Here is an 11,934-nt window from a genome sequence, read left to right as displayed (position 1 = left end):
CCTTGGCCTGCTCTCTGAGGCACAGGCACGCGAGATCTGCATATCGGTCGCGGTCGTGGTCGAATTGCAGCCCTCGCGCAGAACTCGTGGCGCGCTTCTAGTTCTGGCGCGGCATGAGTTCGGAGACGAACGTCTCGAGGAAGGTCTCCATGTCGCTACCTCCCGCAGGCCTGATGACGAATTTCGTCAAGCCGGCTGCGATGTAGTCGTCGAGTCGCCGGTGCAGGGTCGGCCAATCGGACGCGACGAGCTCGGCCGGATCCAGATCGGGCCTGCGTTTGCGAACGGCCGCCAGCACCGCAGCGGGTAGTTCACCGTCGCCGACTGCCAGGTTGATTCCGTAATGGTCGGGTTCGATCTCGCGGCCTGCCTCCTGCGCGGCGGCGATGATCGCTTGTCGCGCCAGGCCCGCCTCGGCGGGGGTCAGGAAACTGCCCAACCAGCCGTCGCCGAGCGTTCCGATCCGCCGGAAGGCGGCGTCCGTCGCTCCGCCGATCCAAATATCCAGCGGCGGAGCCGGTTTTGGGAGTACCTGCGCGTCCCGCACGCTGAAGTAGTCTCCCGAGAAGTCGACGTTGTCCTCCCGCAGCGCGATGCGCAGCAGTTTCAGCGACTCGTCGAAGACTGCCGCGCGCTTACCGTCGGGCACGACGAAGAGGTCGCGCTCGGCCGGTAACGCCGAACGCAGACCGAAGACCGGCAGCACCCGCTTGGGAGCGAGCGCGGCCAGCGATGCGAGCTGCTTGGCGACCAGCACCGGGTGACGGCCCGGCAGTACCGCCACCGAAGTGCCCACCTTCATCCGTGTCGTGCGCGCCAACGTGAACGCCATGCCGACGAACGGGTCCACAAGGTCCGAGTAGACGAGTTCGGAGAACCAGAGTGAGTCGACGTCGGCGGCCTCGAGGTAATCGACGACTTCGGCCAGCTGGTCGGGACCTCGATCGGCCCCCAGCCCTACTCCGAACCGGACCTTCACACGTGCCTCCTCGCCTCAGGGGTCTACTCCCATCGCAACACGGGCCGGGCGCCGTTTGTGCCTGGGCGTCGGTCTACCGCCGCGAGAGCGCGCGTCACCGTGGACCAATACCCTGTCCCCGTGGCATCAGTCCTGTCGGTCAACCTCGCACGAGTCCGCCCGAACCCCGACGCGCCGTCGAGGCGTACCGGCATCGACAAGGTGTCGACAGACGAAGCGGTCATGGTGCGGGCGCCGGGCCCCATGCGAAGTGGCCTCGCCAGCGGCCTTGTCGGCGACACGATCGGCAATCAGAAGCTGCACGGTGGCGACGATCAGGCCGTCTACGTGTATGCCCGTGAGGATCTCGATCACTGGGAGACCGAGCTCGCACGGCCGCTGAGCAATGGCATGTTCGGGGAGAATGTCACGACGTCGGGAATCGAGGTGACCGGCGCGGTGATCGGCGAACGATGGCGCATCGGGCACGACGGTCCGCTGTTGGAGGTATCCGCCCCTCGGACACCATGTCGCACGTTCTCGGCATTCCTCGAGATCGGCAACTGGATCAAGACCTTCACCCGCGCGGCGAAACCAGGTGCATACCTTCGGGTCATCACACCGGGAACCGTGCGCGCGGGAGATGCGATATTCATCGAATCCCGGCCCGACCACAACGTCACCATCGACCTTGTGTTCCGTGCCAGGATGTCGGATCGAAAGCTGCTTCCGCACCTGCTGCAGGCGGATGCGCTATCCGCAGAGCTCAAGGCCTACGCGCGTCGCCGCGCAGGCGCGAGCGCAACGTGACGGCCCGGCCCGCCTAGGAGACTGCTGAATTAGTGGCGTTGGGGCGGGGCGCCTCGAGCCGTCGTGCGGCGGTGTGAAGTCAGACCCGTGGGTCGACAGAAGAGGTCGCCCCGCCGAAATCGAGCGTGACACTGGATCTCGCGGTCGGCAAGGCCGGAATCCAACTGTGTTAGGCGATAGCCCAGGTAGTTCCGGTGTGAGTCAGGCCCAGTGAGATGAGGCGACGCAGGTTGAGTGCGGCGCTGCGGTGGTGCAGCCAGTGGTCGTTGCGGGTGACGCCGCGGTAGCGGACTCTGCGGTTGTTGCGGGTGAGCCAGGCGATGGAGCGTTCGACCATGGGCCGATGCTGGCGGTACTCGGCTTGCCACTCGGGGTCGCGTGCTCGACTGCGGGCTGCGCGCTGCAGCGGTTCGTACTCACTGAGGGTGAGTTTGCGTCCGTTAACCGCGGTAGTGCATTGAGACGCTAAAGGGCATGAGCGGCAACGTGTTGTGAAACCGACTCCGCCGCTGGGCGGAATCGGCAGCGTGTGGTTGGCCGGGCAGGTGACGGTGCGGGCGTCGAAATCGATGGTGAAGTCATCGGTGGTGAATCCGCCGGGTACCGGGGAGCGCAGGGGTATCGGTTTGATGATCGTGGTGTGCTTGGCCTCGGCGAGCGCAGCGCGAGTCGCACCGGTGCCGTAGGCCGAATCGCCGAGCACTCGCACCGGGCTCGGCTCGTCCTCCAGGAGGGCCAACCCGATGACGGCTTCGTGGTTGTCAGATCCGCTGGCTTTGGTCAGCGCGCAGTCGGTGATGATCCCGGTGTCGGGTTCGATCGCGAGGTGGGCTTTGAACCCGTCCTGACGGCGGTGCACCGTCTTATGGGCGTGGCGGCTGTCGGGATCCACAGTGGAGATCACCCGATCCGGGGCGACCTTCTGCGCGATACGCCAGTGCCCGTCGGTGCCATCGGAGCCCTCGACCGGTTCGACGTCCTGGCCGGCGATCAGCGCCAACAACGCCACCGCCTCAGCAGCCCGAGGATCGAGTTCGTGCTCGGGTAGATGCCCGAGCACTCGATGAGCATCACTGACCAGGCCATCTACCAATGCGTCACGGGCGGCCTTGTCGTTCCAGGCAATCGCGGGCTTGCCCGGGTCGTCGTAATCGTGAGCAGTGCAGTGCTGTTCGATCACCGCCGCGGCGGCGGGAACCTCGCGGCGGACCCGCCGGATCGCGGCGATCAACTGAGTCACGGTGTCCTGAGTAGCCACCGCATCATCGAGGACGGTGGAATCCAACGCCCGCCGCGTCTTCTTGGCCAACACGCCGGTCTCGGTGACGACGGCTTTGACCGCCTCAAAGATTCGGTTCGGCCGAGCTGAGGCCGCCAGTCGGCGCCGCCAGTAGGTCAACGTCGTGGAGTGAAACGCCGGTGCGGTGATCGGCAATCCGCAGGCCGCCTTCCACCGCAGGTCAAAGGTGACCGCGTCGACGGTCTCGTTATCCGACAGGCCGTGCAGCGCCTGCAGGGTGATCACGCTGGCCATCACCTCAGCCGGAACACTGGGCCGACCCCGCCGCGAGGGAAACAGATCGGCGAACATCTCCTCAGGAAACAACTCACTCCGATGTGCGGACAGGAACGCAAACACACTGTCGGACTTCAGAAGATGCCCGGCCACCGACTCGGCATCCAACAACTCTCGCTGATCATCAGATCGACCCAGCACCATCTAATGATCCCGAAAACCCCAGCACAAGCACCCCCGCCACGCCGCAATAATTCAGCAGTCTCCTAGCCCTCTAGCGTTGATCGCTCTTCAGCGCTCCTCCCCGTCGATCGCAGATCGGCGAGCGTGTTCTTCAAGCCGCCATCGAGCCGGATCTGTATCAGCGCTACGCCGATCATCACCGCCGACGTCACAAGGTGGACCACCGCGTCGGTGATGTTGTTGGGAAAGGCGAAGACGTAGGCGACCTGGTTCGAGAAGAACGCCCAGATGCCGGGTAGCGCCCCGCCGACAGCGGCGAGGAGAAGGTAGAGCACCGACCACGACTTGCGAAGTGCGAACACCAGTCCGGGAGCGAACAACGCCAGCCCTGCCACTGCGTGCCAGCCGTTGTAGTCCATCCCCCACACCTGTGCGGTCGGTGCGTCAGGGCCGGTTGCGAAGCTCGGCTCGATGATGAAGCCGACGATCGACTGAATGACGTGGAACGCGGCGATGATCAGCAGCGCGACTTGGGCGAAACTCCACTTCACGGGCACCTCCGGGTGCGTTTCGGTAGGGCTTATCGCGAATACTACGCTCGGTAGTAGATTCTGCCAATACCGAATTCACACGGGTGGGCACATGATGAACGCAGCAGAGGCCAAAACAGAGGTGTTGTACGTATTCTCACCCAGCGCAATTGTTTTCGCCGGGCCGCCGCTCCGTTGTGGCATGCGGTCGGCGTTTCCGGCCATCCCGCTCGGCGGCGGTGTCTTTCGGGCCGCGCGTCCGCCGTTCAACGAAGGAGGTTTCGTCAGGGTTCGTTTTGGGAACTAGCGATCAGCGGCTCGGAGAAAAGCCGAGGCAACAAACGCATACCCACCCGGGGGCTTATCAAGTCATGGGCTTCGTCGAGTTCGTTCAGGACCGTTGGCCGGTTCTGTCGTTCCTCGCCTACCAGCACATGAGCCTCGTGGTTCAGACCCTCATCCTGGCTACAGTCATCGCTCTTGCCATCGGCGTGCTGATCTATCGGTCGCCGGTCGGCGTGGCGCTCGGCAACAGCCTCACCGCCATCGGCCTGACCATCCCCTCCTATGCGCTACTCGGCGTACTGGTCGGCATCGTCGGACTCGGTGTCGTACCTTCAGTGATCCTGCTGGTGTTCTTCGGCATCTTTCCGATCCTGCGCAACGTCGTCGTCGGCCTCAACGGCGTCGACAAGACCTTGATCGAGTCGTCACGCGGGATGGGGATGAGCCGCTTCGCCACTCTCATCCGGCTCGAGTTGCCGCTGGCCTGGCCGGTCATCATGACAGGCGTGCGCATCTCGGCGCAGATGCTGATGGGCATCGCCGCCATTGCGGCGTACGCGCTCGGACCTGGCCTCGGCGGCTACATCTTCTCCGGCATCTCCCGCATGGGCGGGGCCAACGCGACCAACTCCATCGTCGCCGCGACGGTGGGCATCCTTATCCTGGCGGTCATCCTGGACACAGTCTTGAACTTCTTCACCCGCCTCACCGTCCCGAGGGGGATACGTGTCTGAATCTAAAACCACTGGCGGCGCCAGGATCCTGCTCGATGGCGTGACCAAGAAGTACGCCGCGCAATCGCAGGCGGCTGTCGACAACATCACCATGGAGATCCCGGCCGGCGAGATCGTCATGCTCGTCGGGCCTTCGGGATGCGGCAAGACCACCACCATGAAGATGATCAACCGGCTCATCGAGCCGACGAGTGGACGCATCCTCATCGGCGATGACGACGTGACCAAGCGCGATCCCGACCAGCTGCGGCGCCACATCGGCTACGTGATCCAGGGTGCGGGACTGTTCCCCCATCTGACCGTCGGCGACAACATCGCGATCGTGCCCCGCCTGCTGAAGTGGGACAAGAAGCGCATCTCTACCCGTGTCGATGAACTGCTCGAACTGGTGAGCCTCGATCCGTCGCAGTACCGCGGCCGCTACCCGCGCGAACTGTCGGGCGGCCAACAGCAGCGCATCGGAGTTGCGAGGGCTTTGGCCGCCGACCCGCCGGTGCTGTTGATGGACGAACCGTTCGGCGCGGTCGACCCCATCACCCGGCAACGGCTGCAGGACGAGTTGCTGCGGCTGCAGGACGAGTTACGCAAGACCATCGTCTTTGTCACTCACGACTTCGATGAAGCGGTCAAGCTCGGCGACCGGATCGCGATACTTCAGGCCGGCTCCAAGATCGTGCAGTACGACTCCCCCGAACGGATTCTCGCCGAACCCGCCGACGACTTCGTGCGCGGCTTCGTCGGCGCAGGCGCTGCGCTCAAACAGCTGACCCTGACCAGGGTGCGCGACGTCGATCTGCACGCGGCCGCCGTGGCGCGGGTAGGCGGCGACGCCGCGGAAGCCATTGCGGCGGCCCGCTCGCTCGACCGCGAGCATGTGATCGTGCTCGATGACCAGGACCGGCCGCAACGGTGGTTGTCGCTCACCGAACTCGAGCAGGCGAATGCGCTGGACAATGTCGCACGGGACGAGGAACTCGAGGTCGTCAACGTCGCCTCGACGCTCAATGACGCTCTCGACGTGATGCTCACCTCATCGCACGGGGTGGTGGTGGTGACCGGCAGACGCAACAGCTATCAAGGCGTCATCAGTATCGAAACGATCATGGACGCGATGAGCGACCTCCGGCGCAGCGAGCAGCCGTCAGGGGCACCCTCGTGACAGTGGTCATCACCGAAATCGAGAGCATCACAGGCGATTCCGAGTCGCGTGGCCAGGGTCGTCGGCTTGGCCTCGGCCGGTTGGTCCTTCAGCCCGTGCTCTGCATCGTGGTGGTCGTGGGTGCCCTTCTCTACGTCTACAACGCCGACGTGTCGGAGACCGAACGGCGCTCACTCGCGGTGCCGCAGTTGCTCACGTTGCTCCGCGAGCACATGACCATCAGCCTTGCGGCCACGTTGCTGACGTGTGTGGTCGCCATCCCCCTGGGAATAGCGTTGACCCGCGGGCGATTCCGCCGTTACTCGCAGCCGATCATCACCGTCGCCGGCTTCGGACAGGCCGCACCGGCGATCGGTTTGATCGCACTGGGCGCCGTGCTGTTCGGCATCGGTGAAATCGGTGCGATCATCGCGCTCACGGTCTACGGCGCACTGCCGATCGTCGCGAACACCGTCACCGGTCTCGACGGCGTCGAACCGCGGTTGGTCGAGGCCTCCCGCGGTATGGGGATGTCGGCCTGGTCCACCCTCCTCCGGATCGAGCTGCCCCTGGCACTTCCCGTGATCGTGGCCGGTGTCCGTACCGCTCTTGTCCTCATCGTCGGAACCGCAGCCCTCGCGTCGTTCACCGGTGCCGGTGGGCTCGGGCAGTTGATCACGACCGGCATCAAGCTGCAGCAGACGGTGACGCTGGTCGTCGGCGCGGTGCTCGTCGCGGCGCTTGCTCTGTTCATCGACTGGTTGGCACGGGTCGCCGAGATCGTCGCCGCGCCGAAAGGGCTGTAGCGCCATGACCACCATCCGACCTGGACGCGCGCTCACGGTGGCGAGTGTGCTGCTCGCCGGTGTACTCGTCGGCTGCGGTCTGCAGTCGGCCAGCGGCGCGATCCTCGAGGCACGGCCGGGCACGATCGGCCACTACGACTCGCTCAAGGACGTCAAGCTGACCGTCGCGGCGAAGGACTTCACCGAGCAGTTGATTCTCGGGAACATGTTCTCGACGGTGCTGTCCGCGGCGGGTGCGGACGTCACCAACCTGACCAACATCCCCGGCAGTTTCGGCGCACGACACGCGATGACAAGCGGCGAGGCCAATGTCTCGCCCGAGTACACCGGCACCGGTTGGATCAATTACCTCGGCAACGAGAACCCGGTCAAAGGCGAAGAGGCGCAGTATCTGGCGACCAAGGAAGCCGACGCCAAGAACGGACTGACCTGGCTGCCGCCCGCGCCGATGGACGACACGTACGCCTTCGCGATCCGTGAGTCAGAAGCCCAGCGGCTCGGCATCAGCAAGCTGTCCGACCTCGTGAAGCTGAACAAGGCCGACCTCACCTTCTGCATCGAAAGCGAATTCGCCAATCGCAACGACGGATTCATCCCGATGCTGAAGACGTACGGATTGAGTCGACAGCAGCTCGGGCGGGTCACCAACCTGGACACCGGCGTCATCTACACCGCCACGGCCGACGGCCAGTGCAACTTCGGTGAGGTCTTCACCACCGACGGTCGCATACCGGGCCTCAAGCTGCGCGTGCTCGAGGATGACAAGGCCTTCTTCCCGCACTACAACCTGTCCGCCGTGGTCAATTCGAAGGTCCTCGAGGAGCACCCGGAGGTGGCCGACATCTTCGCGAAGCTCAGCCCCAAGCTGACCAACGAGGTCATGCTGGAGCTCAATGCCAAGGTCGACACCGGCGGTGAAGACCCCGCGATCGTTGCGCGTGACTGGTTGGTCAAGGAAGGCTTGCTGACGTAGCCGGCGTGCCCGGCTGATCTGCGGTTTACAGTCGTCATGTGGCGCGGACCAGCCCAGCCGGAGACACCATCCAGCTAGCTGCTGAGATCGTCGGGGGCACGGTGGCCCAGCTCGAGCGTCGAATCCGGGCGCGATTCGGCGAACGCGGTCTCACCAAGGCCGTCCGCGACCTCGGCAAACTCGTCGTCATGGTGTCCGACGAAGCCGGCCAGTCGCGAGACCGCTTGCGACGCATGACGATCGGCGCGCGAATCGCGAGCGTCGCCATCGTCGGGGCCACGGTGATCGCGCTGGCGTTCAGCCTGCGTTCGGCGGTCCTCGAGGGGTTGGCCAAAACCACCGACTGGGTGCCGCTGGTCGAGAGCGCGATCAACGATCTGGTGTTCGCGGCGATCGCGGTGGTGTTTCTGTGGGCGTTCCCCGAACGACTGGAACGTCGCTCACTGCTGCGACTTCTGTATCGGCTGCGGTCGCTGGCCCACGTCATCGATATGCATCAGCTCTCGAAGGATCCCGAACAGATCAGCCCGAGCTACACCCCCACCGCCGAGAGCGTCCTGCACGGGCTCGACGCCGAGCAGTTGCACCACTACCTCACCTACTGTTCCGAGATGTTGAGCCTGACGGCCAAGACGGCGGCCCTGTGCGCCGAACACAGTACGGACGCAGTCGTGCTCGACACGATTTCCACGATCGAGACGCTGACGACCGAGCTGTCGAACAAGATCTGGCAGAAGATCTCGCTCCTGCCCCGCTGAGCGCGGTTCAGCCCAGGAAGACCGGAAGGGCGTCGGCCAGCTCGCCCAGCACTGCGGTCTCTTCGTCAGTGGCCCTGCGCCGGCCTCGCCAGGGTTATCAGCACGTCGAAGGCCTGGTCGGGCAGGTCGGCGACCGCTGCCAGGAGCGCCGCCAATTCTGAGAAAACAGGTGCACGGCCGCAAGCTAGCAGTTCGCGGGTTAGGCTGGTCGCGGTCGGGTGAAAGGTTCGGAGAGCTTAGATGGTGAATTGGAAACGCGGAGTGCTGGTTGTCGGTTCCGCTGTGGCGTTCGTCGCCGCGCCCCTGGTAGTGGCCTCACCGGCTCAAGCCGAGTGCCCGTGGGGCACGAAGCAGACCCGTTTCGAAGGCGTGTGCATCAGCGGTGCAGGTGGTGGCAGTGCGCCAATCATTCCAGTCCCACCCCCAGCAGGCGGCGGCGCGAAGATCGTCAACAACCCGAACGGCTTCGACACCGTCAACGGCGTGCCCTGCACCCCTGACCACTATGCGGTCTGCTACGGAATGGCCCAGAACGGCTGATCCCGCGGCGCTAGGCGCACCTCAGCGCGTCGAGTCCAGCCTCGGTCGTCACGGCCCCGATCAGCGCTCCGGGCCTGCCGTCAACGCGGATCGATCAGATCGCGGAATCGCGCGGACGGAAAGACGGTTGCGCCTGCGTCCCGAACGCGTTCGGCCAGTGCGTCATCCGATGTCGCCACCGTGAGGTTCTGCCGATCCTGATCCGCGTTGACAAGGCGAACGATCTCGTCATCGGCTGAGTTGGCGGCGGCCTGCGGTGCGTGCGCTATCCCGATCATCGTTGAGCCGATCGGTGGCGACGGCGGCCGTTCGAACACCACCGTCACCTGGTGGCCCGGCGAGGCCCACTGTTCGAGGTGGTCGACCAGCGTAATCATCGCCGCCCGGCGGTCCTTCCACCAGCCGTCTGGCCGACTGCCGATCACGTTCATCGCATCGACGATCCAGCGCTGTGTCATCGCGCGGGTAGCCGACCGGCGAGCTGGTCGACGGTGAGGATCCAACCGCTGTGGAAGTTGTCGAATTCTTCTGGGGGAAGCAGAGAGTGCTCGATCGACATGAGGGTCTCCTCATCGCCGACCGGTTCGAACGCGACATTGACGACGCTTTCCCGCGTCGGGTCGGACCAGTTCGAGTTGCTCCACGTGAACCGCAGCAGCCGCGGACGTTCGATGGTCATGAATTGGCCGGTGATCAGGACGCGGGTGCCCTCATCGTCGATGTCGAAGCGCACCATTCCGCCCACATGCGGTTCAACCGTGACGTCGAGCACCTGAACCGGACGAGGACACATCCACTCCCGCAACGACTCCCGGTCGAGCCACTCGTCGAACACCACATCCGGCGCGGCGGGCATGACGCGTTCGACCCGAACGGTCGCCATGTCGGTCATCGGCGGTGCCTCTTCTTGCGCAGTCGAGCCGCGAGCGCGTCCGCACGCGTCGACCAGAACTCCGACTGCTCGTTGATCCACTGCTGGGCCATCGTCAGTCCGTCCGGTTGTAGGGATAGCCAGTGTTCTCGCCCGCGTATCTCACGTCGTACCAATCCGGCCGCCTCGAGCACACCGACGTGACGCGAAACGCCGGCGAACGTCATGGGAAGCGGCGCGGCAAGGTCAGAAATGCGGGCATCGCCTGCGCGCAGTGTCTGCAACAGCCATCGGCGGGTCGGATCGGCAAGCGCGCCATACGCACGGTCCAGAACCTGATCTTCAACCATTCTGTTGACTATAGCGATCGGACATGCTGTGCTGGAGGAAAGTTGTTCAACTGGAATGTTGAACGTTTGGGTTGTCCGACGACGGGAGATTGCATGAAGACGCCTCCGATCGTGTCGGCGCAGGAGTGGGACGTTGCGCGACAGGAGATGCTGGTCAAGGAGAAGGAGCACACGAGGGCACGCGATGCGCTGGCCGCGCAACGCCGGCGGATGCCGTGGACGGCGGTGGAGAAGACCTACGAATTCGATGGCCCCGACGGCAGGGTCGGCCTGCTCGACCTGTTTCACGGGCGACGCCAATTGATTGTCTACCGCGCGTTTCTCGACCCCGGTGTGCACGGGTGGCCCGAGCACGGATGTACGGGCTGTTCGTTGATGGCCGATCACATCGGCAACCTGGGGCATCTGAACGCCCGCGACACCACCCTCGTGTACGTCTCCCGCGGTTCCCAGGCGGATCTGGCGCGCATCAAGTCGCGGATGGGCTGGAAGCACCCGTGGTACACGATCGTGCCGGGGCCGAACGGCGCGTTCGACACCGACTTCGGCGTCGAGGAATGGCACGGCACCAACGCGTTCATCCGCGAGGGCGATCGAATCTTTCGCACGTACTTCATCGACAACCGCGGCGACGAGGTGTTCGACAACACTTTCCACTTCCTCGACATGACGGCACTGGGCCGACAGGAGACCTGGGAGGACTCCCCCGACGGCTATCCGCAGACCAAACCCTACGAATGGTGGCGCTGGAACGACGATTACGAGGACAGCGACTCCTCTCCGAAGGCGTGACCGCGATGTCGAACACCGACCCGCGCGACGTCGCGCGGATCTACCAGGACTCGCGAGAACGCGTCGCCGCGTTGGTGGCACACCTCGACGACACCGAATTGAACACCGCGGTAGCGGCCTGTCCTGGCTGGTCGGTCCTGGCCGTGGTGGCCCATCTGGCCGCGGTCGCCGAGGACATCGGGCAGGGCCGGCTGACCGGCCCGCCGACCGACGAGGAGACGGCGGCCCAGGTCGCCCGATTCGACGGTGCGAATGTCGGCAAGGTGCTCGCGGCCTGGTCGGAGGCCGCTGAGCAGCTGAGTCGACTGGCCGAAACCGCCGGGTTGGCACCGCCCGTCGGTGACGTCGTCAGCCATGAGCATGACATCCGCGCAGCGATCGGTAGGCCGGGCATGCGCGACTCCGACGCCGTGCGATATTCGGCTGATCTGCTGCTGAGAAGTCTTCGGACGCCGGTTCCGCTGCGCGTGGCTGTGGAGGATGGCGAGTACCGCGCCGGTCCCGACGACGGACCCGAATTACGGCTTCGCACCACACGATTCGAGGCGTTGCGATGGCGGACCGGGCGTCGCAGCCGCGCGCAGCTCGCGGCGATGGACTGGTCGGCAGACCCGGAGCCGGTGCTCGACCAGCTCTGCATGTTCGGCCCCGCCCAGACCGATCTGGTCGAATAGCGCTTCAGGGGAAAAC

Annotated in this window: 15 protein-coding genes; 9 read left to right on the top strand and 6 right to left on the bottom strand. The window is 64.9% G+C overall.

Features of this window, described 5'->3' with window-relative positions; all coding sequences use genetic code 11:
• Positions 1-97: 97 nt before the first annotated feature.
• On the bottom strand, positions 98-979 hold the full coding sequence (locus C6A82_RS15145) for a TIGR03854 family LLM class F420-dependent oxidoreductase (protein ID WP_105344239.1): 882 nt from the start codon (positions 977-979) through the stop codon (positions 98-100).
• A gap of 120 nt (positions 980-1,099) precedes the next feature.
• On the opposite strand from C6A82_RS15145, the gene C6A82_RS15140 reads away from it, so the two are divergent.
• The gene (locus C6A82_RS15140; RefSeq protein ID WP_311101362.1) at positions 1,100-1,768 is read left to right on the top strand and encodes an MOSC domain-containing protein; all 669 of its coding nucleotides are present in this window, start codon (positions 1,100-1,102) and stop codon (positions 1,766-1,768) included.
• Positions 1,769-1,937: 169 nt separating this feature from the next.
• Here the strand turns inward: C6A82_RS15140 and C6A82_RS15135 are convergent, their stop codons facing one another.
• Both C6A82_RS15135 and C6A82_RS15130 read right to left on the bottom strand, forming a co-directional pair.
• A complete protein-coding gene (locus C6A82_RS15135) occupies positions 1,938-3,485 on the bottom strand; it encodes an IS1182 family transposase (RefSeq protein ID WP_311101894.1) in 1,548 nt (515 codons plus the stop codon).
• Between the two features lie 65 nt (positions 3,486-3,550).
• Positions 3,551-4,018: a DUF4383 domain-containing protein gene (locus C6A82_RS15130; protein ID WP_311101361.1), complete on the bottom strand. Its 468-nt coding sequence runs from the start codon at positions 4,016-4,018 to the stop codon at positions 3,551-3,553.
• Between the two features lie 350 nt (positions 4,019-4,368).
• On the opposite strand from C6A82_RS15130, the gene C6A82_RS15125 reads away from it, so the two are divergent.
• From C6A82_RS15125 to C6A82_RS15100, 6 genes are all read left to right on the top strand, one after another.
• Positions 4,369-5,016, top strand: a complete 648-nt coding sequence (locus tag C6A82_RS15125) for an ABC transporter permease (protein ID WP_105344024.1) — start codon at positions 4,369-4,371, stop codon at positions 5,014-5,016.
• Positions 5,009-6,175 (top strand): betaine/proline/choline family ABC transporter ATP-binding protein, encoded by a 1,167-nt coding sequence (locus C6A82_RS15120; RefSeq protein ID WP_255419222.1) that lies wholly within the window; start codon positions 5,009-5,011, stop codon positions 6,173-6,175. Before C6A82_RS15125 ends, C6A82_RS15120 begins: the two co-directional genes overlap by 8 nt.
• Before the next feature lie 17 nt (positions 6,176-6,192).
• Positions 6,193-6,960 carry an ABC transporter permease gene (locus C6A82_RS15115; RefSeq protein ID WP_396836813.1) on the top strand — a complete coding sequence of 256 codons (768 nt, stop codon included), beginning with the start codon at positions 6,193-6,195 and terminating at the stop codon, positions 6,958-6,960.
• A 4-nt stretch (positions 6,961-6,964) separates the two neighbouring features.
• Positions 6,965-7,933 carry a glycine betaine ABC transporter substrate-binding protein gene (locus tag C6A82_RS15110; RefSeq protein ID WP_105344020.1) on the top strand — a complete coding sequence of 323 codons (969 nt, stop codon included), beginning with the start codon at positions 6,965-6,967 and terminating at the stop codon, positions 7,931-7,933.
• Between the two features lie 38 nt (positions 7,934-7,971).
• Positions 7,972-8,691: a hypothetical protein gene (locus C6A82_RS15105; RefSeq protein WP_199193689.1), complete on the top strand. Its 720-nt coding sequence runs from the start codon at positions 7,972-7,974 to the stop codon at positions 8,689-8,691.
• A gap of 240 nt (positions 8,692-8,931) precedes the next feature.
• Positions 8,932-9,231, top strand: coding sequence for a hypothetical protein (locus tag C6A82_RS15100; RefSeq protein ID WP_105344019.1), 300 nt, complete (start codon positions 8,932-8,934; stop codon positions 9,229-9,231).
• Between the two features lie 80 nt (positions 9,232-9,311).
• Here C6A82_RS15100 and C6A82_RS15095 read toward each other — a convergent pair whose 3' ends face one another.
• Genes C6A82_RS15095 through C6A82_RS15085 form a run of 3 tightly spaced genes read right to left on the bottom strand, consistent with a single transcriptional unit; the run spans position 9,312 to position 10,452 of the window.
• Positions 9,312-9,689, bottom strand: coding sequence for an NYN domain-containing protein (locus tag C6A82_RS15095; protein ID WP_105344017.1), 378 nt, complete (start codon positions 9,687-9,689; stop codon positions 9,312-9,314).
• On the bottom strand, positions 9,686-10,123 hold the full coding sequence (locus C6A82_RS15090) for an SRPBCC domain-containing protein (RefSeq protein WP_105344015.1): 438 nt from the start codon (positions 10,121-10,123) through the stop codon (positions 9,686-9,688). Before C6A82_RS15090 ends, C6A82_RS15095 begins: the two co-directional genes overlap by 4 nt.
• The gene (locus tag C6A82_RS15085; RefSeq protein ID WP_105344013.1) at positions 10,120-10,452 is read right to left on the bottom strand and encodes a helix-turn-helix transcriptional regulator; all 333 of its coding nucleotides are present in this window, start codon (positions 10,450-10,452) and stop codon (positions 10,120-10,122) included. Before C6A82_RS15085 ends, C6A82_RS15090 begins: the two co-directional genes overlap by 4 nt.
• 93 nt (positions 10,453-10,545) lie before the next feature.
• On the opposite strand from C6A82_RS15085, the gene C6A82_RS15080 reads away from it, so the two are divergent.
• Positions 10,546-11,244: a DUF899 domain-containing protein gene (locus tag C6A82_RS15080; protein ID WP_105344011.1), complete on the top strand. Its 699-nt coding sequence runs from the start codon at positions 10,546-10,548 to the stop codon at positions 11,242-11,244.
• 5 nt (positions 11,245-11,249) lie between these two features.
• Positions 11,250-11,918: a maleylpyruvate isomerase family mycothiol-dependent enzyme gene (locus C6A82_RS15075; protein WP_105344027.1), complete on the top strand. Its 669-nt coding sequence runs from the start codon at positions 11,250-11,252 to the stop codon at positions 11,916-11,918.
• The last annotated feature ends 16 nt before the right edge of the window (positions 11,919-11,934 follow it).

The organism is Mycobacterium sp. ITM-2016-00318 (genome assembly GCF_002968285.2).
Classification (GTDB): Bacteria; Actinomycetota; Actinomycetes; order Mycobacteriales; family Mycobacteriaceae; genus Mycobacterium.
The sequence above is the reverse complement of the archived record's forward strand: the minus strand, read 5'-3'. Positions and strand labels throughout refer to the sequence as shown.

Bases quoted from the DNA above. Each gene is read 5' to 3' on its own strand.
- C6A82_RS15125 (WP_105344024.1), top strand. From the start codon at position 4,369: ATGGGCTTCGTCGAGTTCGTTCAGGACCGTTGGCCGGTTCTGTCGTTC.
- C6A82_RS15110 (WP_105344020.1), top strand. From the start codon at position 6,965: ATGACCACCATCCGACCTGGACGCGCGCTCACGGTGGCGAGTGTGCTG.
- C6A82_RS15100 (WP_105344019.1), top strand. From the start codon at position 8,932: ATGGTGAATTGGAAACGCGGAGTGCTGGTTGTCGGTTCCGCTGTGGCG.
- C6A82_RS15095 (WP_105344017.1), bottom strand. From the start codon at position 9,689: ATGACACAGCGCTGGATCGTCGATGCGATGAACGTGATCGGCAGTCGG.
- C6A82_RS15090 (WP_105344015.1), bottom strand. From the start codon at position 10,123: ATGACCGACATGGCGACCGTTCGGGTCGAACGCGTCATGCCCGCCGCG.
- C6A82_RS15085 (WP_105344013.1), bottom strand. From the start codon at position 10,452: ATGGTTGAAGATCAGGTTCTGGACCGTGCGTATGGCGCGCTTGCCGAT.
- C6A82_RS15080 (WP_105344011.1), top strand. From the start codon at position 10,546: ATGAAGACGCCTCCGATCGTGTCGGCGCAGGAGTGGGACGTTGCGCGA.
- C6A82_RS15075 (WP_105344027.1), top strand. From the start codon at position 11,250: ATGTCGAACACCGACCCGCGCGACGTCGCGCGGATCTACCAGGACTCG.